Consider the following 25,591-nt stretch of genomic DNA (forward strand, 5'->3'; position numbering starts at 1 on the left):
AAAACAATAAAGCAGCGTTTAACAATAGATTGAATGAATTTTAGCAACAATACATGAGTTGCTAAAAATATACCCATAGAGGTGGTGATCATGAAAAAGCAATATTCCAACAAATCAGGCAAAAAAGCGTCAGGTCATTACTCTCTAGGCAATAAAAAACAGGCGCGTAAGCCGCTAATTACTGCTTTAGAGCCGCGTTTGTTGTTGGATGGTGCTGCGGTTGCCACCGCGATAGATGTGCTGACCGATTCGCAGCTTCATGATGCTTCGCAAACAGACAATAGCCATCAGGGTTCAGATACCTCTTTTGTTGTTGCCCCCACTGAAGTAAGGGCGGTAGACCCAAGCTTAAATAATGGTAAAAAAGAAGTGGTGTTTATTGAAAGCAACGTCGCTGATTATCAAAGCTTAATAGACGGAGTCAATGCTGGCGTAGAAGTGGTATTGCTTGATTCCACTCAAGATGGTTTAGCGCAAATGGCAGAGTGGGCAAAAACTCACCGTGATTATGATGCCATTCATGTAATTAGCCATGGTGCCGAAGGGCAGGTCAATTTAGGGGGATTTAGTCTAGATAATATTACCGTCAAAACTCGCTCTGCTGATTTAGCCCAATTAGGCGCAGCGCTCAATGAAGACGGTGATTTACTGCTTTATGGTTGTGAAGTCGCCAGCGGAGAAGGGCAAGATTTTATTGAAGCGCTTGCACAAACCACGAAAGCAGATGTGACGGCTTCTGATGATTTGACTGGCGCGGCGGGTAAAGGTGGGGATTGGGTGCTTGAGAAAAGTATAGGCCAGATTGATGTGGCCGCATTACAGGATGTGAATTATCAAGGCACGTTGGCAAACGTTACCTTTGGGTTTGAGTCAGGTGTTTCGGGTGTTGGGAGCAAAACAGTGACACAGACCAAAGATGGTGAAACGTTGACGGTAGTTGCAACAGAAAACTTTGGGGATAGCACACAGACCACCACTTATGTGGATGGTAGCAATTCAATTTCAACTTATACCGGTTCCCAATTTACTAGTCAGCTTGAGTTTACGATAAGTGGTAAGGTCTTCGATTTTACCTCCATCAAAATTTATAACGCTAATGCCGATGCTACTTTTACGTTTACCCCTAATGACGGAGCAGCTTTTACCACATCAACTATAAGTTCTGATCAAACGGTTACTATTGATCTAAGTAGTGCTGGATTTCAAGGTGTTTCGAATATCACCATGACATCTTCAGATTCATTAGGTGTCGTAGTAGACTTTGACTCGGTTGTGTTAACGAATATCACTGCGGCTAGTGATACCACTGCACCCACTGTTACCTCCATCGTTCGACAAACTCCTTCAGGTTCGACCACTAATGCGGATAGTGTGGTGTATCGGGTAACATTTGATGAAGCGGTTAGTGGTATAGATACCACCGACTTTAATGTGAGTGGTACGACGGCCACTGTCACCAATGTGTCAAGTGCAGGTGGTAATACTTATGATGTGACGGTTTCTGGTGGAGACTTAGTTGCGTTAAATTCTACTGTGACGCTGTCTTTTGCGAGTGGGCAAAATATCACCGATACCGCAGGCAACGCTCTGACTGCCACCACGCCAACAGGTACAAATAATTCAATCTATGATGTTGTCAATACACCTACTGTGACCACAGGTGATAATACGGGTGATAATTTAACCTTCTCTAACTACACGGAAGACCTCGCCGATGGTGGTGGTTTGTCATTGGTGGAGGCATTGCATTACGCCTCTGCTAACCAGACGGTGGCATTCGATCTGGCATCTGGTTCAACCGTGAATATGAATGGTGGTACGTTGACTGTTGCGTCAGGCGTCACCTTTGATACCGACGCTATGAGTGCGTTGACCATTTCTAACGGCACCTTATCCCTCGGAGGAAACGTCACATTTACCAATGGAACCAGCGATGTATTAACGGTATCTAGCAAGTTAGCTGGATCTAATATGTTGATAAAATCGGGGGCCGGTACCTTAAACCTTACCTCAAATGCTAACGGTAGTTCCTCCTTTGCCACCACCGTGTCGGCTGGTACGCTTGCTATTGGTTCTGTCAGGAATATCGGCAGCGGTGCTATCAGTTTATCTGACGCAACCACTTTTAAGGTGACCGAGATTACCAGTTTAGCTAACTCTGTGACGCTAACTGGTAACTCGACCATCCAGACCGATGGCAGACTCACTCTCAATAACACGGTTTCGGGCAGCGGGTACACCCTTACCAAAGCGGGCAGCCAATCTCTGACGCTGGCTGGGACCAACAGCGGTTCTTCACTAGCCACCACGATCACGGCGGGCAATCTGATTATTTCGTCGGACGCCAATCTCGGCTCAGGCGAGCTGACTTTGAATGGCGGTACGCTCTATCTTCAGAGTGCATCAGATATTATTACCCATGATATTACGCTTGGCAGCAGCGGTGGGACTATCCAGGTGACGGGTTCTGCTGACGCGACTGTCAGTGGTAATATTACTGGTTCGGGTGCCTTGACTAAGGGCGGTGGCCGCGTATTGACACTAAGCGGAAGCAACAGCTTTTCTGGCGGCTTTTACATTGCTGGCAGCGCCGACGGTGCCAACGTCATCGTGGCCGACGGGACTAATCTTGGTACCGGTGCAGTGATGCTAACCAAAGGCTTGCAGCTCACAGGTTCCGGCACTATAACAAACGACTTCGTATTGAACGGCGGTTTAATCAGTAATGCCAATAGTGTGATTTTGTCTGGCATACTTTCTGGCTCGGGTGCTATGGAGAAGGTCGATACGGGGTCATTGACTCTATCTGGCACGAATACTTACACAGGTACAACGACTGTTTCTGCGGGTACCTTGACCGGCACTACCTCAAGCTTGACAGGAAACATTGTTAACAACGCGGCGGTGGAATTCAATCAAAGTACGGCGGGAGAATATTCCAAAGTAATCAGCGGTACGGGTACTGTGACCAAATCCGGTTCAGGCATTCTCACATTGAGCGGCGTCAATACCTATACTGGCTCGACCACGGTTTCTTTTGGTGGATTGACACTGGTAGGTGGCAGTAACATCGCAGATACCAGTGCGGTGACCTTGGCCAGCGCCGCCACACTTACCCTGAGTGGCGGAAATGAGACTATTGGCTCACTGGCTGGCGCTGGAAACGTTGTGCTTGGATACCGGTTGACTATGGGGGGCAACAATACAGACACCACTTTCTCCGGAGTGATCTCGTCCACAAACACCAGCGGCATCACTAAAACGGGCAGCGGTATATTTACCCTATCCGGCACCAATACCTACACTGGCGCTACTACTGTATCGACGGGTACTTTAGTTGCATCAGGTGGCAGTGCGATTGCCGACACCAGTGCGTTGACAGTTTCATCGGGTGCAACTTTTGAATTAGATGCTTCAGTGTCTGAAACTGTGGGTTCTATTGCTGGCGCGGGCAGTATTGTTGCCAGTGGCGGCACCTTGACTGTTGGTGGAGACAATAGCTCGACCACCTTTTCCGGTGTGATGTCGGAACGTTCGGATGCGCTTAGCTTGGTTAAGATAGGTAGTGGTACTCTGACCTTATCAGGTAACAATACCTACACTGGCGCAACCACCCTTAGTGGCGGTACGTTATCGGTCACGGGTACTATGAATGGTTCGGGAGCAGGTGTTGTCACTGTAAACGCTGGCACACTTGAAGGCTCTGGTACCATCAATAGCGCGGTAACGGTAAATGCTGGTGCTACTTTGTCGGCAGGTGTTGCTGCGAATACTGGCACACTAACGATCAATGGTAATCTGTTTTTGGACGAGGACAGTACCTTGTCTGCCACATTAAGCGGTGCCAGCAATTACGATAAAATTGTGGTGAATGGTTCCGTTGAGTTAAACAATGCTCAGCTGACGTTATCTGGTGACTATGTTGTACCAGCGGCTGCAGAAGCGCAGAGTTTTGAATTGCTTAGCAACGATGGTTCAGATGCGATTACTGGTAATTTTTCTAGCCTCACTGAAGGTGCCGCTAAGACATTTAACGATGTTGATTTAGCGACGTCCTACGTCGGTAGCACAGGTAATGATTTCCTACTGACAGGTCCAACCATCGCGAGTGTGACAGGCGTCTCGGCAACGACCGACGATGGTTACTACAAAGTCGGTGATACTATTGAAATTACCGTTACCTTTAGCAAGGCGGTGACTGTTGATACCACTAACGGCACACCGCAACTTACCTTGGAAACGGGTACTACTGACCGCGCAGCGACTTACGTCAGCGGTAGTGGCACCAATACACTCACCTTTAACTACACGGTTCAAGATGGCGATACCAGTGCGGATTTGGACTATCTCAGCACGGCTGCTTTGGTACTGAGTGATGGGTCCATCAAGGATGGCACTAACGATGCCATTTTGACCCTGCCAACACTCAGCGCTAGTGGCTCATTAGCGGCCAATAAGGCCATAGTGATTGACACTACAGCGCCTGATGCGCCAACGGTTGATTTATCAAGTGACTCAGATACTGGCTCATCCAGTACCGACAATATTACCAATGACAATACGCCGACGATTACGGGTACTGCCGAAGCCAATGCGACGGTGACACTCTATGATACCGATGACACGACTTCTTTGGGTACCACCATCGCGGATGGTTCTGGCAACTGGACAATTACCAGCAGTGCATTATCTGTTGGAACCCATACCTTAACCACTAAGGTGACCGATGCTGCAGGCAACGTTAGTTTGGCTTCGTCTGGTTTAACAATCACGATTGATACCGCTGGTCCGATATTGTCTAGCTCATCTCCAGTTGATGATGCTGTACAAGTGACACAAAGCGGCGACATTATCCTGACTTTTGATGAAGATATTACTAAAGGCTACGACACGATTACGTTAGTCAATGTCACCACTGGTGTAACGGTTGAGACGTTTGATGTTCTGAATGGAGGCAATCTGACGTACTCCGGTAATACCTTGACGCTAAACCCGACCAACGATTTGGAGGAGGCCACTACATACGCCATTCGAGTGGACGGCAATGCAGTACGCGACACCGCTGGGAATACGTATGCGGGGATCAGTGACAACGCCACGTTGAACTTCACCACAGGTGTGATGGACTCAGCCGCTCCGTCTTTCTTGTCGATTCAGCGCACCAGCGATGCGGTGGTTACTGGTTCGACGACAAGTTTTACCTTAACGTTTAATGAGGCGGTGGATGTCACAGCGGCGGACTTTGTACTGGCGACAACTGGCTCAGTAGCTGGCGCCATTGGTTTTATCTCGGGCTCGGGTACGAATAGCATTACGGTTAATGTCACGGGCGTTTCTGGTGTGGGATCACTTGGTTTGAATCTGGCCTCTGGCCATGCAGTCAAAGACCTAGCTGGTAACAATTTAGCCACCTCGGAACCGGCGGACGATGAGGCCTACACCGTTGATACGGTAGCACCGACGCTAATCTCAATAAACCGCGTAGACAGTGCCACGACTAATGCCGACTCCGTACAGTTTATCGCGGTGTTTAGCGAAACCGTAACAGGTTTGGGTATTGATGATTTCGAACTAACCGGAACGGCGACCAACGGTGCAAATATTAGCAGCGTAACTGGTACCGGCAATGGCTTTGTGGTTACTATTTCTGGCGTCGATGGTGATGGCACTTTGGGCGTACAGCTTAAGTCTGCGGCGACAGTAAATGATATTGCGGGTAATGCGTTAACTGCAACGACACCTAGTGCGTTATTAGAAACCTACACTATTGAAAACACCGCACCGACTGCTACCGCGATTATCACGACGAATACCGCTTTAAGTACGGCAGATTCGGTGACCTTTGATGTGACCTTTAGTGAAGCCGTTACCAATGTCAGCATGGATGATTTTGAAATTTCTGGTGATGTAACCGGCGCTATTTCAGCCGTATCGGGTTCGGGTTCTTCTTATACCGTCACTGTTAGTAATATTGTCGGTGATGGTGCCCTTGGCTTGAACTTCAATTCTGGCCAAAACATTACAGACATAGCTGGTAATGCGTTGGCTGGGACAGAACCGGCAACGGACGAATCTTATACTATCGATAATACCTTGCCGACTGTAACGTCTATCAGTCGTGGCATGGTTAATCAGGTTGAAGCAAATACCGCTACCGATGTAGTTTTCACTGTTGTTATGAGTGAAACCGTCACTGGAATTGAAACCAGTGATTTCAGTGTGACAGGCAGCGCAACCAATACTGGCGTGAGCAATGTTTCAAGTGCTGATGGTAAGGTGTTCAAAGTTACGGTTAGTGGTGTCAATGGCACCATCGGCCAAACAGTCGGCTTGAGTTTTACTGGCTCAGCTTCCGACGCGTTAAACCAAGCGTCGAATGTACAGTTTACTTCAGGCGACAGTTATACCATCGCGGGTACCTTGCTGAATGAAGGCGCGTTAAGCCAAGCGCAGCTCGACGCTATTGTAGACTTGAACCGCGAAGGCACCTTGCTTGAGCAATCGTTAGCGGATGCCAAACAAGTTATTATTATTGACTCCCGTGTACCGGGTTTAGTCGAGGTGACCAAGCAAGCGAATCCAGAAGCGGATATTTGGTTATTGGATGGTTCACGTTCTGCCACCGAGCAAATCACCGAAATCCTTTCTAATTACAGTGATTTGGATGCGTTACACATTCTGTCTCACGGCGGTGTAGGCGAAATCTACCTCGGCGCAGAAACGGTTTCAGCGGATGCTATCACACAAAATTCGGCTACTTACGCCGCTTGGGGCAACGCCCTAAGCGATAGTGGCGACATCTTGCTCTACGGCTGTAACGTCGCCCAAGGCGACACGGGTATGGCTTTTATCAATCAATTTGCCCAAGTAACAGGGGCTGATATCGCGGCTTCTGATGATTTGACTGGTTCTGCGGTGCTTGGTGGGGATTGGGAGCTGGAAAGGTCGGCTGGGAGTGTTGAAACAACCATGTTATCGAGCGAGAGCTACTCCAGTGTCTTGGCTGATGAAACAATAAGTAATAGCCCAGGTATTTCATCAGCCAATACTTATGGTACGACAGGAGTATGGGGACAGTCCTTTACTGCAACAAAAACGGGTGTCTTGTCTAGTATTAATCTGCTTGTAAATACAGCGGCAGAATCCGATGTCACATTATCAGTTTACTCTGGTGAGGGCGTTGGAGGAGCACTTTTACATTCTCAAACAGTATCTGCTTCAGAATTATCTCATTTGGCCACTGATTTTACAGACTGGGAGACAATAAGTTTAAGTGAGTTGGTTAATATTACGGCAGGTAATCGTTACACTTTTGTATTTGGTAATGCCGATCCTGTTCAGTTTTATTATCATACCAATACTTATGCAGGTGGTGGATTATTTGCGAGCGATTCTGGTGGAATTCAAACAGACTATGATTTACTTTTTGAAGTCGTTCAAGGTGATGCTGCTGTCACTAACTCCGCCCCTAACGTTTCTGGTGCAGCGGCCAGTCAAGCGGTGAATGATACTGCAACGCTTTCACCTTTTTCGAATGTGACCTTGACCGATGCCGATAATGATAACGTTTCTATTACGGTGGCCTTAGATAGTGCCGTCAAAGGTACGTTTACTTCCGCGTCGTTGACATCATCTGGTTTTACCGATGCAGGTAGTGGTTCTTATACCCTAACGTCGACGACTTTGGCCTCGGCTCAGGCGGCGTTGCGTGCCTTGGTGTTTGATCCAGCAGAAAATCGTGTCGCAGTAGGCTTAACCGAGTCTACCACGTTCACTATTACGGTAAACGATGGCACCACTAACGGCACAGATAATACTACTACGGTAGTGAGTACCTCTATTAACGATGCGCCAACCGATATTGCGTTGAGTGATACGACATACGGCCATTCTGAAGGTGCCACTAATGTAGTGGTCGGTAGCTTCTCTGCCACTGATGCGGATACAGGTGAAAGCTTCACTTACGCCTTGGTGTCGGGTTCAGGCGATACGGACAATGCTAAATTTACTATCGACGGTAATGATTTACGTGCGACCAACCGTGCTGACGTACCAGCAGGCATTTATAACATTCGTGTGCAGGTGAATGATGGTGACGCTACATTTGAGAAATCGTTCAGCATTACGGTAAGTGATGATATTGCACCGACTATTAGTGAGGTGGTACCTGTAGACAATGCCACTGGGGTGTCGGTCGCGGATTCAATTCAGGTAACATTTGATGAAGGTGTTCAGTTAGGCAGCTCAGGCACTATTACCTTGTATGACATTACAGGCAACGGTGCGAATAGTTTGACCATTGATGTGAATAATCACAATGGGCAACTTTCGATTGTGGGTAATAAATTGACCATCAACCCAACGAATAATCTGATGGCGACCAATCAGTATGCCATTCAAATAACGGCGGGGGTGTTAACTGACAGTTCAAATAATGCTCTGGCGGCAGTAAGCGACACAACAAGTTATAACTTTACCACGGGTACGGTAGACACTACCGCGCCAACCGTGGCTATTGTTGATGTAACTTCACCAACTCAGCCTAATGCGAGCACAGTGGCGATTAATTTTAGTGAGCAAGTGGTTAATATCGACATTAGCGATTTTAGCTTAATGAAAGATGGCACGGCTGTTGACATCAGTGGTTTAGTGGTCGCCGGAAGTGGCAGTGCTTATTCCATAGATTTATCCAGTGTTACCGCCGTTGCTGGTATTTATGTGCTTACATTGAATACCTCTGATATTACCGATACCTCTGGTAATGCTTTGGCGGCGGGAGACAGCGAAACCTTTATCATCGACACCACGGCACCAGCGGGTGTGGCGATTGTTCGCACGGGCGCCGAAAATCAAAACGGCAGTGCGGCCACCTTTACTGCGGTATTCAGTGAAGCCGTGAGTGGAGTGGATGCAGCTGATTTTGTATTGACTGGCACCGCCGCTGATGGCTCTATCACTAGTGTGACGCAAGTGTCGGATTCGGTTTATACCGTGACGGTAAGTGGTGTGAGTAGTGATGGCACTTTGGGAGTAAATTTAAAAGATTCTGGAACAGGGATTACTGATACGGCGGGCAATGCGATAAGCGCTGGTGTGACTGGACAACAGGTTACTATAGATAATACAGGTCCAAGTGTTGTTGCGATTAACCGAGATGGTGCTGTGTTAACCACCGCAGACAGTGCAACCTATACAGTAACCTTTAACGAGGCCGTAACCGGTGTCGATGTTAGCGACTTTAGCTTGTCTGGTGGTGCAACAGGTACTGTTGCTTCAATAACAGGCTCAGGTCGTACTTATCAGGTCACCGTGAATAACATCAGTGGTGATGGTAGCCTTCGTCTTGACCTTAACGCTTCTGGTACGGGCATTACTGATACAGTGAGTAACGCCATCGGGGCTGGATTTACCTCTGGCGATACATTAACGATTGATAATACCGCCCCTGTTGTGACGGCCTCTCAAGCTTTTAATCTTGATGAAGGTATGGTGGCTGATACCGTTATCGGCCAAGTTAAAGCGACAGATACGAACGGAGTAAGTCAGTTCTCGATTCAATCGGGTAACGACAATGGCTACTTTGCGATTGACAATAATGGTGTCGTGACGCTTACCAGCGTGGGTGCTGCAGCGATTGATTATGAAACTGAGACCTCTTATACACTGAATATCGTGGCAACTGATGCAGTAGGGCAAGCTTCTAGCGCAGCGGCAGTCACTATCTCTATTAATGATATCAACGACAATGCGCCTGTGTTTAGCTCTGCGGAAACAGCGACTTTGGCTGAAAATACGGCGGCGACAACGGTTGTATACGATGCAAATGCCACCGATGCCGACGGCACTTCAGCCCATAACAGCGTGACTTACATCTTAAAAGCGACGGGTGATCACAGCGCCTTCACTATTGATTCAACGACTGGCGAAGTGAAGCTGAAAGCAGCGGCGGACTACGAAACCAAGTCGTCCTATAACTTTACCGTGATTGCGTCCGATGGTATGCGCAGCACTGAACAAGACGTTACTCTGTCAATTACCGATGTGAATGACAACACGCCAAGCTTTGTCTCTGGTGCCACTGGCGCAGTCAATGAAAATGCGGCAATTGGTACCGTGATCTACACCTCAGTGGCTTCGGATGCAGACGGTACCGCGACGAATAATACGCTGCGTTATAGCTTGACAGGCACTGACTCGGATAAATTGAATATTGATGCGGTGTCTGGTGAGGTGACACTGAAAGCCTCAGCTGATTATGAAACTCAAACCAGCTACAGTTTTAATGTGATCGCCACAGACAACGGTGCGGGTAATTTCAACTCTGGTAGTTTGAGTACCACGCAAGCCGTGACGGTGAGCGTCAATGACTTGAACGACAACACACCAGTGATTACGTCAGGTGCGACAGGCAGTGTGGATGAAAATGCCGATACCTCGACCGTGATTTACACGGCCACAGGTACTGATGCAGATGGCACCGCGACGAATAACACCTTGCGCTACAGTTTGTCAGGAGATGATGCTGATAAGTTAATCATCGATGCGACCACTGGTGTGGTGACACTGAAAGCCTCAGCGGATTATGAAACTCAAACCAGCTACAGCTTTAATGTTATGGCAACCGACAACGGTGCCGGCAACTTCAATTCAGGCAGTCTGAGTACAACGCAAGCTGTGATCGTGAGCGTCAATGACTTGAACGACAACACACCAGTGATTACCTCTGGTGTGACTGGCAATGTGGACGAAAACGCTGCTACCAATACGGTGATTTATACGGTAGCAGGTACTGATGGAGATGGTACAGCGGCGAATAATACGCTGCGTTACAGCTTGACTGGCACTGACTCGGATAAATTGAATATTGATGCGGTGTCTGGTGAGGTGACACTGAAAGCCTCAGCGGATTATGAAACTCAAACCAGCTACAGCTTTAATGTTGTGGCAACGGATAACGGTGCCGGCAACTTCAATTCAGGCAGTTTGAGTACCACGCAAGCGGTGATCGTCAGCGTCAATGACTTGAACGACAATACGCCGGTGATGACTTCCGGTGCGACGGGCAGTGTCAATGAGAATGCTGACACCAGTACGGTAATCTACACGGCAACAGCAACCGATGCGGACGGCTCTGCGACGAATAATACCTTGCGCTACAGTTTGTCTGGAGATGATGCTGATAAGTTAATCATCGATGCGACCACTGGTGAGGTGACACTGAAAGCCTCAGCGGATTATGAAACTCAAACCAGCTACAGCTTTAATGTTGTGGCAACCGACAACGGTGCCGGCAACTTCAATTCAGGCAGTCTGAGTACAACGCAAGCGGTGACCGTCAGCGTCAATGACTTGAACGACAATACGCCGGTGATGACTTCTGGTGCGGCGGGCAGTGTCAATGAGAATGCTGACACCAGTACGGTAATCTACACGGCCACAGGTACCGATGCAGATGGCTCTGCGACGAATAATACCTTGCGCTACAGTTTGTCTGGAGATGATGCTGATAAGTTAATCATCGATGCGACCACTGGTGAGGTGACACTGAAAGCCTCAGCGGATTATGAAACTCAAACCAGCTACAGCTTTAATGTTATGGCAACCGACAACGGTGCCGGCAACTTCAATTCAGGCAGTCTGAGTACAACGCAAGCGGTGACCGTCAGCGTCAATGACTTGAACGACAACACACCGGTGATGACGTCAGGTGCGACAGGCAGCGTGGATGAAAATGCCGATACCTCGACCGTGATTTACACGGCCACAGGTACCGATGCAGATGGCACCGCGACGAATAATACCTTGCGCTACAGTTTGTCTGGAGATGATGCTGATAAGTTAATCATCGATGCGACCACTGGTGAGGTGACACTGAAAGCCTCAGCGGATTATGAAACCAAAACCAGCTACAGCTTTAATGTTGTGGCAACCGACAACGGTGCCGGCAACTTCAATTCAGGCAGTCTGAGTACAACGCAAGCGGTGACCGTCAGCGTCAATGACTTGAACGACAATACGCCGGTGATGACGTCAGGTGCGACAGGCAGCGTTGATGAAAATGCCGATACCTCGACCGTGATTTACACGGCCACAGGTACCGATGCTGATGGTACCGCGACGAATAATACATTGCGCTACAGTTTGTCTGGAGATGATGCTGATAAGTTAATCATCGATGCGACTACTGGTGTGGTAACACTGAAAGCCTCAGCGGATTATGAAACCAAGTCCAGCTACAGCTTTAATGTTGTGGCAACCGACAACGGTGCCGGCAACTTCAATTCTGGTAGTTTGAGTACCACGCAAGCGGTGATCGTGAGTGTCAATGACCTGAACGACAACACGCCAACGGTGAGTGCGGGGGCAGAAACGGCTATCCTAGTGGAAGCAGGTGGAGTGAATAATGCTGCAGCTGGTACTAATAGTTCCTCTATTACCCTCACTAAAGGAGATGTTGATACGGTTGGTAGCGTTAGTTATGACTCTACGTATTTAACTAATAATGGCTGGACTACTTTAGATAATGGCGCTACTTATTTAAGAATCGGCACTTATGGTACAGCGACATTAACAGTATCGACTGATGTGGTGAGTTATGTCCTGAACAACAACGATAGTGACACTCAAACTTTGGTGGTAGGACAGTCTGTTACTGATAGTTTTACGATTCAAGTTACGGATGGCAATGCGACTAAGAGCACTAGTGCTGTATTCAACATCACTGGGGCGAATGATGCTCCAATTGCGTCTGGTATTGTGGTTGCAATGACAGGAACGTCTAGCCAAGTGTTTAACCCAGTGACTTTACCTTCTGATTTGTTCACCGATTTGGATAATGGCGAAACGAGTAAGCTGGTTTGGAGTGTCGAAAATTTACCAACGGGTATGGTGTTTAATGCGCTAACACATACTATTTCAGGGACACCTACAGGTGGCTTTGAGGGTGTAAATACGCTGCAAGTCGTAGCAACTGATCCTAATGGTGCTCAGGTTAAGGTTCCTGTAACTTTGACTTTGAGACCATCGCCAGTAACTCCGCCAGTTGAGGCTAATGCAATCGCGCCCCCTTCACCACAACAAGAAGTCGATAATACAGAGTTTTCAGCACCAGAAATTAGTCAAGGTGTCGATGTGTTACCTTCAGGTATAATCGAAACTTCAGCTGGTGCTACTGGTTTTGCTGGAGAGGCAGCTGAGGGTGTTGATAATGCTCAGTTGGTTGAATCTGTTGTTCCTGTAGATAGTAATGCTGCAAATACATCTAATGGAGCGATAGTCTCTGAGTCACGAGTGTCTGTTGATGTCGGAGCTAATGGTCAAGTTCGAGTCTCGGAAATCGCGGGCCAATCATCAAATGTTACTGGGTTAACTGTTGCTAGCCTAATTACTCAAACTGATCGAGTGTCTATTTCCTTGGCTGATACTGGAGCAGCTGCAAGTTATAGTGCTACTTTGTCGGACGGTTCGAGTTTACCAAGTTGGGTGGAAGTAAACCCATCGACTGGCGAGGTGACTATGATTCCGCCGGCTGGGCAAGGTAAGATTACTCTTAAGATCAATGCTACGGATGCAGAAGGTAATATTCGTGTTTTAGAAATTGAAGTTGATCTTGAGAATTTGCCAGCCCCTGTTCAAAATGAACTTACAGAGTCAGCTGCTCAAGCTAATGGTGCTATCTTTGTGCCATTAGATGAGCAATTAGCTATTGCGGCTGAACAGTTTGATGAATATGGAAATGATTTGATAAAGTTGTTAGCGTCGTAATTTATGTCTATTGATCAATCAGTTGCGCAGTTACTGCAAATAGAGCAGCAGGTTCGTCGTTGTGAAACCTCGACGGATCTGAGCTTTATTATGGTGAATATGACGCGAACCTTGGTGCCTTACCAGCAAGCAATGTTTTTGTCTGGTAATGAATTGGAAAAATTGAAATTAAAAGCGGTGAGTGATCTTTCTCTTGTCGATCGATCTACACCCTTTAGTGCTTGGCTTGAGCAAGTTTCTGCTTTTGTAAGTGCTTCAAAGATAGGTGATAAAGCACATACCATAGATACTAAGAGTTGGCCCGCTGAGTTGCTCAATGATCTTAGTGAGTTCTCTCCGCCTTATATGTTGTGGTTGCCTTTGCTTATACCTGCTAAACCTACTCAACGAGTAGGTGTGCTTTTATTAGCTAAGTCCGAACCATGGACAGAGAAAGAAATAGGGCTCTTGCAACATCTAGCATCGAGTTACGCTCATGCAATGCAACTGTTTACTCAACGTTCTGGTTGGCGAGCATGGTTAAGTGGATTAAATTCTAAGAAAGTGAGGCTTGGCGCCCTTATTGTCATCGTTTTGCTTGGATTGGTTCCAGTTCGGTTGACAGTTTTAGCACCTGCAGAAATCATTGCAAAAGAATCTCTTTTGGTTACCTCGGCGATTGCTGGTGCGGTTCGTGAGGTGTTAGTAAAGCCTGGAGATCAAGTTGTCATTGATCAGCCTCTCGTGCAAATGGATAGGACTGAATTTCAAGGGGCTTTTGATGTAGCCCAGCGAGAGTTAGAAAGAACTCAGGCGGAACTAAGAACTGCTGAACAAGCTGGTTATGTGGATCGCAGGAAAAAATCTGAATTGGCTGAGTTGGAATCTCAAGTCGAGTTGAAAACTATTGAGCGCGATTATTTGAAAACTAAGCTATCTCAAACTCAGATTCTTGCGAAGAAGTCAGGTATTGCAATACTGGATGATCCTGAAAAATGGAAGGGCCGCCCAGTTGTTGTGGGAGAGCGTATTTTATCCATAGCGGATCCATCGAAAGTGCAGTTGCAAATAATGCTCCCTGTTGCCGATGCTATTTCTTTAACAAATGGTAATGATGTCACGTTTTACTTAGATACTGATCCTCTAAACCCTATCCCCTTTAGCTTGGATTATTCTTCTTTTGAGCCGAGTTTGACACCTGATCAAGTCATTGCTTATCGTATTGTGGCTGACATTCAGCATGAAGCTCTTCCTCCTCGTATTGGCTTGCGTGGTACGGCAAAACTGTATGGTGAAAAAGTCTCTTTGGCTTATTATTTATTACGTCGTCCCATTACCTTTGTCCGTCAACATTTAGGTATTTAGATGCCTATTGACCTGAATGCACAGCTGCCAAAATTACGTCAGAACTTGTCTTTATTAGTGGCGCCACCTGATGAAGATGGAGAGCCTCGCTGGCAAATTTTTGATCCAGTCAGTAATAAGTTCTTTTACTTGTCTCGTACTGCTTTTTATTTATTTCGAGAATGGCGTCATGTAAGCAGCTCTGTAGAATTACTTTCTCGAATTGAGGTGCGAGGAATTGATGTTGAAGAAGTTGAACTAGAATATTTTTTACGCTTCTTGGAAGGTAACCATCTTTTAGAGGCTCAATCTGAAAATGATGTAACTCGCCTTCGCGGAGAGGCAGCTAAACAAAAAAAACATGTTTTGCTTTGGCTTTTACATAACTATTTGTTCATCAAAATCCCTCTTATTCGTCCCGATTTACTATTGACGCGTTTTTATCCTTTTATAAAACAGTTGTTCAGACTACGTTTGGATAGAGTCGCGCTTGTGTTGGGCTGTATAGGCTTGGTGGTAGTGTTGAAGCAGTGGGACACCTTTACCCACACTTTTCAGAATCTGTTTAGTATGTCGGCTATTTTTTATTACATTGCGGCATTGATTTTTGTTAAAACAGCCCACGAATTAGGCCATGCCTTCGTTGCCAAGCGCTATGGCTGTCGGGTGAGTTCAATGGGAATAGCTTTTTTATTGATGACGCCGATTTTGTACACAGATACGACGGATGCTTGGCGATTAAGGTCGCGGTTTCAGCGCTTGAGTATTGTGATGGCAGGAGTGAAAGTTGAAATTTATATCGCCTGTGTTGCTACTTTTTTGTGGGGGATCGTTCCTGATGGTGGCTTTAGGAGTGTGTTGTTTTTTATTGCCACTACCAGTTGGATATCGTCGTTGTTGATCAACACGAGCCCATTTATGCGCTTTGATGGTTATTATGCATTATCCGATTTTTTAGGAATGGAGAATTTACAGCCACGATCTTTTTTAGTGGGTAAGTGGTTTTTGCGTGAGCGATTATTTGGTTTTGGTTTTTTGCCTCCTGAACCGCTTAATCGCAAAAAATGCCTGCTGATGGTCGCTTATGCTTGGAGTACATGGATTTATCGATTCTTTTTGTTTTTGGGTATCGCTGCCTTAGTTTATTATTTTGCGTTCAAGATATTAGGTATTGTACTTTTTTTGGTGGAAATTATTTGGTTTGTACTGCTTCCTATTTTTAAAGAAATGAAGGTTTGGGTGAGTTTGAGAGAAAAAATGTCGTTAAACCGTACTAGTGTAATGACTTTATTGTTTTTTTTATTGGCTTTGGCTGCATTAGTTTTACCTTGGAAAAGCCAAATAAGTGCGCCTGCTGTTGCTACATTTGAGCGACATCAGACTTTTTATCCTAGTGAATCGAGTCGAGTTGTTTCGTGGCAAGTGACTCCAAACGAAAAGGTTAAAAGAGGACAATTACTGATTTTATTAGAATCACCCGATGTAGAGCAGCAAATTCGATTAACGCAGATTAAGCTCGATGCGTTGCAAACTCGTTGGCAACGGGCAAGCTCTGGGGCAGTCGAATTAGACTCAGTATTTACTTTACAAACGCAATTGTCACGGGAGCAGTCTCGCCTTCAATCTTTACTTGAACGTCGAGAAAAACTAGCGATCAAAGCACCTTACGATGGTTATATTGGCGAATGGTTACCGCTAACAGAAGGTGATTATGTAAATGGTCAATCTCCTTTAGCAACCTTGTATGATGATGAAAGTTTAGTGGTCAAAGCCTATATTGAAGGGCGTATCGTGCCGCTATTGAAAGAAGGCAGTAAGGTAGATTTTATTGGTAACGATGGTGAGATATTGTCTGCGCAACTTCTCATAGACAAAGTGTTACCTACTGCCATTAAGAGTCTCAATTATCCAGGTCTTGGATCTACTTATGGCGGTGCAATTGCGACCCAGAAGTTAGATGATCAATTAATTCCTGAAGAGGCGACTTATGAAGTGCAGCTGAAATTGATTGGCGAAGTGCCATTGATGCGGCAGCAATTTGGTAAGGTTAACTTAGCTATTGAGCCCCATAGTTTACTGATAGATGGTTTACGACGTATCTACGGTGTGTTTATTAGAGAGTCAGGCTTTTAGTCGCAACCTAGAGATTATTTTAACGTATTTAGTAATGGCAGTTTAATGACGCAGTTTAATGATACTAATTCAGCATGGTCAGCTGAAAAGGTTGATATCGTAATAAAAAGTTTAGCGAATTTACGTTTGTTAGCCGACTTAGATTTAGTTCCTCGTTACCCGCATTTTGGTGATAAAACCTATCCTTTAGGACGCTGTAAAGAGATCCGTGATGCGGTGTTTATGTTGCTTCAAGAGAAGCTTCCACAATCAACAGATCCGGGGCTTGTATTAATACGTGATATGTTATCTAAAGGAACGGTGCTTAAAAAAGTATGGGGTTCTCTTCGTGATGAATATTTTCAGAATGCCATGGTATTAGGTGATTGGTATCTTGATGTTTCTAACGATACAGTAAATCCGAATAAGCCAAGAGTAGAAGTTCTTCCACTTATCGAGTCACGATTTTACAATATTGCAAGTTTCGAGCAATTCGTCAAAATAGCTAGATCCTACTGGAATGTTGAAGTATATAGAAATGACATATGTCCAGCACTAGCGCCTTTTATGCCGCTTATTTATGTTAATGAAAAAGGCGTTAGTTGGATGGGAGAGGCCAATGATGACATGTTGTCTATGGTGATGAAAAGCCAATTCTTTTCAGCAAAAAGTATTTTGTCTCATCTTTCTACGCCCCCTGAAGCGATAGTTAATAAGTGGCAAAATGCCTTGTCGCAGTTGAAACACAATAGTTTTATACATACGCAAGGAGACCCTCTGGTCTTTTGTGAGGAGTATCGAGTAAAACAATATCACCTTGATTCTATTTTTCGTGATCGTGTTGTTATGGCTTTTTTAGAGTTACCAAGAGGTCTTTAGGATAGATTAAGGCTTTGCTTGTTGTATGGAGAACGTGTTATGCATAACAGTGAGAAAGAGAAAATAGAGCTTGAGCATCAGGCGGCTAAGCTTTTTATGCGTTGTTATGAGCGTAATACGGGTAAGCATATTCGGCACATTTGGCATAATGATCCAATTCGCCCTGATGTATCCTGTATGTTGGAGGGTGAACGATTAGATTTAGAAATTGCTCATCTTTATGGATCAGAAGAAGAGGCGATGGAGATTCTTGGACGAGATCTTACCCCAATTACGCGTAATGTCTTGCGGGCATTGAAAGAAGAGCCTGCTGACGAGCGATTACTGAGATCCTTGAATAAAATTTTAGAAAATAAGTCTAGTAAGCAATACGATTCAAAAAGGGTGTGGTTAGTTATTCGAAATACTCATCCAGCGTGGAGCCAAGCCGATATTAAAGCGCTTGAGCATCTTATTACCATACCCGTTCCTCATGCTTTCGAGAAGGTTTGGATTCTCGGTGATATAGAGGGGAAAAGCGGCATTGTTCGACTTTATCCCTAGAGCTATTGCTGGTCTTGGCTGCTATTAGATATCTTGATTTTTCTTCTGTTCTTCGGCTCTTTTTTTAGCAAGATTGTTTAGTCGTATTTGTTCTGCTTTGTATTTTTTAAGGATAATGAGTCCAACAATTAATGCGGCGCAGAAAAAAATAATAGCAAAGGCGCCAAGCGCGACAGTGGCAAGAGAGTGCATAATATTTGTGCTCAACATTTGTGCTAAATAGAAAAACAATTGCGATAATTATACAAAAAAACGGCCACTTTTACAGGTAAGTAAAGTGGCCGTTTTTGGTTTTTGCTAGGCGAACTTCGTCTTTATCGTTGGTGAACGCATTTGCCGGCGGAGTAGGTTGCTTGAATCGCGCGGTCGTCACCAATGGTCATGAAGACGAATAGGCTTTCTTCAATGTTTTTGGATAACGCTAAGCGAGACTCAAGTAACGGCGTGCCCTTTTTGTCGAGGATTATAAAGTCTGCTTCGCTGCCTACTGCTAAATTACCAATTTTATCTTCTAAACGAAGCGCTCTTGCACCACCTAAAGTAGATAAATACAGAGATTTGATTGGGTTGAGGTTCTCGTTTTGCAGCTGAATCACCTTGTAGGCTTCGTTCATGGTTTGCAGCATGGAGAAGCTAGTGCCGCCACCCACATCTGTGCCAAGACCAACATTGACCTTATGCTCTTCCGCCTTATTAAGTTTGAATAAACCGCTACCGATAAACAGGTTAGACGTTGGACAGAAAGAAATTGCTGAGCCGGTTTCGTGTAATCGGTGGTATTCGCTATCACAAAGGTGGATGCCGTGAGCAAATACAGAACGCTCGCTCAGCAGCTTGTGCTGGTCATATACGTCTAAGTAGTTGGTGCTTGCAGGGAATAGGTCTTTTACCCATGCACACTCATCTTTGTTTTCAGATAAGTGAGTATGCATATAAACATCATCGTATTCACTTAGCAGCTTACCGGCTAATTGTAACTGCTCGTCTGAACTGGTCGGTGCGAAACGAGGCGTGATAGCGTAATGCAAGCGGCCTTTATTGTGCCAAGTATCGATAAGCTCTTTGCTTTCTTGATAGCTGCTTTCTGGCGTATCTGTGAGGTAATCTGGCGCGTTGCGATCCATCATTACTTTGCCACAAATCATGCGTAAGTTATGGACTTCGCTGGCCTCAAAAAAAGCGTCGACAGATACTTTATGAACCGTGCCGAATACCAAAGCGGTGGTCGTGCCATTGCGTAAAAGTTCTTTCAGAAAACGATCTGCGACATCGCGAGCGTGAGCCTTATCGCTAAATTTACCTTCTTCTGGAAAGGTGTAGGTGTTTAGCCAAGTTAGCAATTGTTCACCGTATGAGCCGATCATATCAGTTTGTGGGTAATGGATGTGAGTATCAATAAAGCCCGGTGTGATAATGGTATCAGGGTGATGTTCAACTAAGGTGTTATCTGGCAGCGTTGGTAGTAGATCTACGGCGTTACCTAGGGCGTAAATTTTATCGTCTTGAATGACTAGTAAGCCATCTTCAAAGTATTCATATGCAGCATCAATACCGACGTCTTTGGGATCTGCGATGCAGTGAACAATGGCGGAGCGCCACGCTTTCAAATGGCTCATATGTTTCTCGTGGGTGTCTTCTAAAATGATTTTAAATATAAAGTTTGACCGAATGGTTATACTTTATCAGGTCTTTTTCGTACTTTCATTAAACCTTATATTTTGATTTAAGAAATAGTCCAATTATTAGTCTTGCGAGGATGGCTAAAATGACACCGAAAGCATCAGCGTAGAAATCTAACCATTCCGCATAGCGGTTTACATAAGGCTGAATCAGTTCAATTGCGCCGCCTAAAAATATGATAAACATAGACAGCAAGAGAAAGCGTTTCATTGGGCCAAACGCGCATAGAAGCGCCCAACCACCGAAGCCAATAACATGATGCGTTTTATCAGTGCCAGGCACTGACGGAAGGATATCTGCAGGAGTTAATGTGGCTAGGCAGATGATTAGTGCGCCTAAAACAAAACCGACAGCTTGCGCTGCCGGTGAGTTGAGCCTTTTGATCATCGTAAAATGCGCGCTCGAATGTTTTTGCCTTTGATCTTCTTGTTTTCGAACTCTTTGACAACGGTTTTAGCGACTTCGTTGTCGACTGAGACGTAAGCATGAAAATCAAAAATATCGATTTTGCCAACTTGTGATTTATCCAATCCAAGGCCAGCGGTTAATGCACCAAGTATGTCGCCTGGGCGAAGCTTGTTTTTACGTCCTGCATCAAAAGAGATGGTGGTTTTTTGCGGAATTAAGCGGTAGTGAGGATCAATCGCTTCAAGTTCAATAAAATTCGCGGTGATATTAAAGCGTGATTCAATATCACGAACTTTGTAATCGTCTTTTGATGTCACAAGGTTAACAGCAATACCTGCGGCACCCGCGCGGCCAGTTCGGCCAATACGGTGCGTGTGTACATCGGTGTCGCGTGTGGTGTCATAGTTCACAATAAGGTCAATTTCTTTTACATCAATTCCGCGAGCCGCCACATCGGTAGCCACTAATACACAACTACTTTGGTTGCTGAAACGCACGAGTACTTGATCGCGTTGTCTTTGTTCTAGATCCCCATGAATGGCTTGAGCGGCAACTTTGTGTTCAGCTAACCAGTCTGCGACCACTTGTGATTCTGCTTTTGTATTACAAAATACAATCGCTTGACGAGGTTCAAAATGTTGCAATGTCGCCAATAAGGTTTCGCATTTGTCTTTATTTTCGCTACGAACAAAAAACTGTTCTATATTAGGTTTAAGATCTTCTTGTGCTTCTACCTTGATGCTAATTGGCGTGTTCTGAAATTCCTTGCTGATCGCTTCTATACCATCGCCATAGGTAGCTGAAAAAAGCAGTGTTTGGCGGTTGCTTGGCGTTAGGTCAACTACTTCACGGATGCTATCGACGAAGCCCATATCCAACATGCGGTCAGCTTCATCTAATACTAGCGTGTTTAGTGCATTGAGTTTAAGCGTGCCTTTGCGAAGGTGCTCCATTAGACGGCCAGGCGTACCCACAACGATATGAGCACCATGTTCCAAAGAGCCTATCTGCGGACCAAATGGCATACCGCCACATAAACTCAGTACTTTAATGTTGTCTTGATAGCGTGCCACTTTACGAATTTCTTTTGAGACTTGATCTGCTAATTCACGAGTGGGACACATTACGAGAGCTTGGACGCCAAAAAAGCGCGGATTAATTTTGAGTAAAAGAGCAATTGAAAAAGCTAGGGTTTTACCACTACCAGTTTGTGCCTGCGCAAGGATGTCTTTGCCTTCAATCATAGGTGGCAAACTTTGTTCTTGGATTGGGGTGAAGGTGGTGAACCCCATATCCGAAAGCAAAGTGGTTAGCTTAGTTGGAAGAAGGTTGTTTAGAGCGTGTTGAAATGTGGTCACAAAAGGCCTGTCTAGTTGAGTCAATAATAGAGGCAGGATACCAGAAAATCGTCATGAATACTTTTCTTAACCATTTATTCCGTGCCGCTTATATTGTTTTTAGGTAAAGTGGGTTGTTGTTATGGATGCAGTGATTTATAGCGGCCTTTTTGTTGGGAAAACATCGATGGGTAAACAATGATTTCTTTAAGAAACCATGTGAAAAATGAAAAGATGCATTACGTCGTTTTTTGTTTTGTTTTTTTATGTGGAATGGCTACGAGCCTTGCTATTTATTTGGAAGAGCGTAAGCATGTTTACAGTGATCAAAAAGCTGTAGGGGAGCTCTTTACTGAAAAATTAAATGATAGTTTGACGCAATATATAACGGAAGTATCTTCCGCTGCTGCTCTTATCGAGTCTAGCAAAGGAGAGGTGTCTGCTGGCTATTTTTCGCGTTTTGCTCAGAGAGTTATCACTACTCAAGGCATTAATTTATATTTTGCTCAGTACGTACCTGCAAGTAAAAAAAACGAATACGAAATGCAGAAACGTATTTTGTTAGGTAATTATAATTTTAGAATTTATCCCGATGGTAATAGGTCAGAATACATGCCCTTGGCGTTAGGGTATCCAGATAAATTTACTTATGGTTATGACATTTTATCTTCGCAATACCGGAATCTTAGTTCGGTTATTCAGGCTCGTAATTCCTCTTCTGTCACTTTGTCCGAGCCGACACTTTCGCCTTTTTCTGATGCTAGTCTGAGTACGGCTGCCGATACCTTCATTATAAGAAAGCCAATTTACTTATCTGTTGATGCGCGTTCTTATAAGTTAACAGACGATATTGGTTTTCATGGAATAGTCGGTGCATTTTTTAGAGTAGATAGCCTGTTTAAAGAGGTTAACTCCTTGGTTAACCACGATCTCTATTACCGACTTGCCGATGTTTCTTCAGATAGAGAGCTTTGGTTTGTCGACACGGCTGAACCTTCATCATGGGAAGGTGTAAGTTTTGATACTCACTATCTTTCTATTGCTGGACGTAAATGGCGAATTGATACCCGTTATAATGAAAACATTATTACTCGAATACATTGGTTTTTAGTTACTGTTCCCTTATTTGTATTTGGTTTTTTGGCGCTATTTTTAGCCTATTATTCACGTAAATTGTCCTTAACTTATTTCTCTATGCTTGATTCAATCAATAAGCGTATCGAGATTGACGAGCTGACCGGGTTGTTAAGTCGTTATCAAATACAGCTCGAACTAAATGAATTAATCGTAACCTGTCAGAAAGAAGAGAAGCAGTTAGCTGCGTTTATTTTGGATTTGGACCACTTTAAAACCATTAATGATGCTTTTGGTCATGAATTGGGGGATAAATTACTGGTAAAAGTGTCTAAGCGATTAGCGTCTATTTTACCTGATGACGCCGTTATTGGTTACTTGGGGGGCGATGCTTTTCTAGTGCTGGTTGTGCAGTCTGATGGTCAGGATATGCCTGCGCTAGACGTCTTAGCGAAAGATTGGATACAAAAAGTGAGTCAGAGCTATTTTTTAGAAGGGCTAACGCTTGATATTGGCTGCTCTATTGGTGTCGCTTTGTATCCTGAGTTTGGTAAGGATGCAGTCACTTTGATTAAAAATGCCGATATGGCCGTGTACCAAGCTAAAACAGCGGGGCGTGCTACCTATCATTTTTACGATGGCGATATGGGGCGTCGGTTTGCGCGCAATGTACGAATTGAAACCCGGCTACGTCTAGCGTTGCAGAACGGGAATTTAGAGCTTCACTTTCAGCCTAAAGTAGACCTTACGACAGAGCGTTGCGTAGGTATGGAGGCCTTGTTACGTTGGAATGATGAGGAGCTTGGGATGGTTTCGCCCGCAGAATTTGTTCCTATTGCTGAGCAAACGGGCATTATTTTACCTCTTGGGGATTGGGTCTTCGAACAAGCTTTTCGTCATATATTAGAATGGCAAGCGCAAGGTATTACCGTGCCGCCTATCGCTATTAACTGCTCTGCTGCTCAGCTTAAAAGAATCGATTTTTTACCTAAGCTATTGGCGCTACTGGATAAATATCAGATCGATCCGAGTCTTTTAGAAATTGAAGTGACTGAATCAATCTTGATCGAAGATGCGGAAAGGTGTGCCGAGCTTTTGCGTCAACTTAGTCGTCTTGGAATGAGGCTGGCCATTGATGATTTTGGTACAGGTTATTCTAGTTTAAGTTACTTGAAAGATTTGCCGTTTCATTATGTTAAAATAGATCAAGTTTTTATTCGTAATATTATCGAGGACAAAAAACACGCAGCGTTGACTCATGCGATAATTAGTTTGAGCCATGATTTAGGGCTTAAAGTGATCGCAGAAGGTATTACTGATATCCATCAGCTAATAATGTTGCAAGATTTTGGCTGTGATATTGGTCAAGGTTACTTATTCAGTAAGGCGTTAGGGGCAAACTCCATGGGGAGTGACCCCATGATAGTGGCGCTTAATGAACAGAGCTCTGAGGATTGATTCGTTAAAATTTAAGAACTTTCTCCTTTTTCACCATTTATGAGACGGAAAGTTTATCGCGTTAAAGAGGGCTGTTACGAGCTATCTTGTCTTTAAGGGCTTCCCAAAATTGGGTTAGATTTGGGTTTTGATTGAACTTAGATCGATACATGCGTATTTCAAGCGGGATATTCCAATTTTCCTCACCTGCTAAAGCGACTTTTCCATAGTTTAATGTGTCTAACATTAAGCGTTTTGGAATCCAGCCAATACCATAACCTTCTTTCACCATGGCTTTAATACTGACTGAGTGATAGTTCTCAGAGATCGTTTGCAGTTGCGGAATCTCTCTTTGTCTTTGCAGATGGTGATGAATAACTGGCTGTAAGAACGAATTCTCGTAATAGCCAATATAGGGTAATGGTTTACGTTTAGCGCCTGGGAGCGTGAACTTAGGTTCGCCTGTGGCGTTGGTTGCGCTACATGGAATTAGGGTTTCTTCAGCAATCACAAGATGCTCATATTGCTCATCATCAAGGGCGCGAATGAAGTTAATAGCAGGATGCCAATAGCAAAGCATTATGTCGCATTGCTGATCCATCAGAGAGTTAACAAAGTCTATACCTAGCCAAGAGCTAGATTTCATATTGATATCTAGATCCATATCGATGCTTTGACAAAACGGCTCGATGACTTCTTTATAAAAGCTGAGAAACAGAGTTTGCGTGGTCACGAAACGTATTTGTGATTCTTCTTGTTTGCGAATTTCTTGGCACCGCTCTTTGGCGTCTCTAAGCTGCCTAGTAATTAATTCAGCACTTTGAAGAAATACCTCACCTGCGGGCGTTAAAGATAAAGGCAGGGTGTTGCGGTCTATTAAAGTAACGCGCATTTCTTCTTCAAGTAATTTTATGCGTCGACTAAAAGTCGGTTGCGTGACATTTTGCTCGTCTGCAGCACGTGAAAAGTGACGTGTCTTCGCTAGGGCAATAAAGTCCTCAAGCCATCTTATTTCCATGGGGCCTCCTGACGAG

Annotated in this window: 11 protein-coding genes; 6 read left to right on the forward strand and 5 right to left on the reverse strand. The window is 44.9% G+C overall.

Going from position 1 to position 25,591, the window contains the following annotated elements:
• Window positions 1-90 precede the first annotated feature (90 nt).
• The 5 genes from BUA59_RS23540 to BUA59_RS01735 are packed head-to-tail and all read left to right on the forward strand — an operon-like array spanning window position 91 to window position 18,621.
• Complete coding sequence (locus tag BUA59_RS23540) at window positions 91-13,764, forward strand: cadherin domain-containing protein (protein WP_072837982.1); 13,674 nt, start codon at window positions 91-93, stop codon at window positions 13,762-13,764.
• A gap of 3 nt (window positions 13,765-13,767) precedes the next feature.
• Complete coding sequence (locus BUA59_RS01720; protein WP_072837983.1) at window positions 13,768-15,108, forward strand: efflux RND transporter periplasmic adaptor subunit; 1,341 nt, start codon at window positions 13,768-13,770, stop codon at window positions 15,106-15,108.
• A complete protein-coding gene (locus BUA59_RS01725) occupies window positions 15,109-17,220 on the forward strand; it encodes a site-2 protease family protein (RefSeq protein WP_072837984.1) in 2,112 nt (703 codons plus the stop codon).
• Window positions 17,221-17,265: 45 nt separating this feature from the next.
• Entirely contained in the window at window positions 17,266-18,078 is an 813-nt protein-coding gene (locus BUA59_RS01730) for a hypothetical protein (RefSeq protein WP_072837985.1), read from the forward strand.
• A 39-nt stretch (window positions 18,079-18,117) separates the two neighbouring features.
• Window positions 18,118-18,621 carry a hypothetical protein gene (locus tag BUA59_RS01735; protein ID WP_072837986.1) on the forward strand — a complete coding sequence of 168 codons (504 nt, stop codon included), beginning with the start codon at window positions 18,118-18,120 and terminating at the stop codon, window positions 18,619-18,621.
• Window positions 18,622-18,645: 24 nt separating this feature from the next.
• Here the strand turns inward: BUA59_RS01735 and BUA59_RS23780 are convergent, their stop codons facing one another.
• The 4 genes from BUA59_RS23780 to dbpA form a co-directional block, all read right to left on the reverse strand.
• Entirely contained in the window at window positions 18,646-18,813 is a 168-nt protein-coding gene (locus BUA59_RS23780; RefSeq protein ID WP_175550734.1) for a hypothetical protein, read from the reverse strand.
• Between the two features lie 122 nt (window positions 18,814-18,935).
• Entirely contained in the window at window positions 18,936-20,237 is a 1,302-nt protein-coding gene (gene guaD / locus BUA59_RS01745) for a guanine deaminase (RefSeq protein WP_072837988.1), read from the reverse strand.
• Window positions 20,238-20,325: 88 nt separating this feature from the next.
• A complete protein-coding gene (locus BUA59_RS01750; RefSeq protein WP_072837989.1) occupies window positions 20,326-20,688 on the reverse strand; it encodes a VanZ family protein in 363 nt (120 codons plus the stop codon).
• Window positions 20,685-22,067, reverse strand: a complete 1,383-nt coding sequence (gene dbpA, locus BUA59_RS01755) for an ATP-dependent RNA helicase DbpA (protein WP_072837990.1) — start codon at window positions 22,065-22,067, stop codon at window positions 20,685-20,687. Before dbpA ends, BUA59_RS01750 begins: the two co-directional genes overlap by 4 nt.
• Window positions 22,068-22,265: 198 nt before the next feature.
• Here dbpA and BUA59_RS01760 point away from each other — a divergent pair, with 198 nt between their 5' ends.
• The gene (locus BUA59_RS01760; protein ID WP_175550735.1) at window positions 22,266-24,578 is read left to right on the forward strand and encodes a bifunctional diguanylate cyclase/phosphodiesterase; all 2,313 of its coding nucleotides are present in this window, start codon (window positions 22,266-22,268) and stop codon (window positions 24,576-24,578) included.
• A gap of 61 nt (window positions 24,579-24,639) precedes the next feature.
• Here the strand turns inward: BUA59_RS01760 and BUA59_RS01765 are convergent, their stop codons facing one another.
• A complete protein-coding gene (locus BUA59_RS01765) occupies window positions 24,640-25,575 on the reverse strand; it encodes a LysR family transcriptional regulator (protein ID WP_072837992.1) in 936 nt (311 codons plus the stop codon).
• Window positions 25,576-25,591 lie beyond the last annotated feature (16 nt).

Origin of the sequence: Marinomonas polaris DSM 16579 (assembly GCF_900129155.1) — a bacterium.
GTDB lineage: Bacteria > Pseudomonadota > Gammaproteobacteria > Pseudomonadales > Marinomonadaceae > Marinomonas > Marinomonas polaris.

What these genes read in the sequence shown, in the direction of transcription:
- BUA59_RS23780 (WP_175550734.1), bottom strand. Translation starts at nt 18,813, where the DNA reads ATGCACTCTCTTGCCACTGTCGCGCTTGGCGCCTTTGCTATTATTTTT.
- BUA59_RS01730 (WP_072837985.1), top strand. Translation starts at nt 17,266, where the DNA reads ATGACGCAGTTTAATGATACTAATTCAGCATGGTCAGCTGAAAAGGTT.
- BUA59_RS01735 (WP_072837986.1), top strand. Translation starts at nt 18,118, where the DNA reads ATGCATAACAGTGAGAAAGAGAAAATAGAGCTTGAGCATCAGGCGGCT.
- BUA59_RS01725 (WP_072837984.1), top strand. Translation starts at nt 15,109, where the DNA reads ATGCCTATTGACCTGAATGCACAGCTGCCAAAATTACGTCAGAACTTG.
- BUA59_RS01750 (WP_072837989.1), bottom strand. Translation starts at nt 20,688, where the DNA reads ATGATCAAAAGGCTCAACTCACCGGCAGCGCAAGCTGTCGGTTTTGTT.
- BUA59_RS01765 (WP_072837992.1), bottom strand. Translation starts at nt 25,575, where the DNA reads ATGGAAATAAGATGGCTTGAGGACTTTATTGCCCTAGCGAAGACACGT.
- BUA59_RS01720 (WP_072837983.1), top strand. Translation starts at nt 13,768, where the DNA reads ATGTCTATTGATCAATCAGTTGCGCAGTTACTGCAAATAGAGCAGCAG.
- guaD (WP_072837988.1), bottom strand. Translation starts at nt 20,237, where the DNA reads ATGAGCCATTTGAAAGCGTGGCGCTCCGCCATTGTTCACTGCATCGCA.
- BUA59_RS23540 (WP_072837982.1), top strand. Translation starts at nt 91, where the DNA reads ATGAAAAAGCAATATTCCAACAAATCAGGCAAAAAAGCGTCAGGTCAT.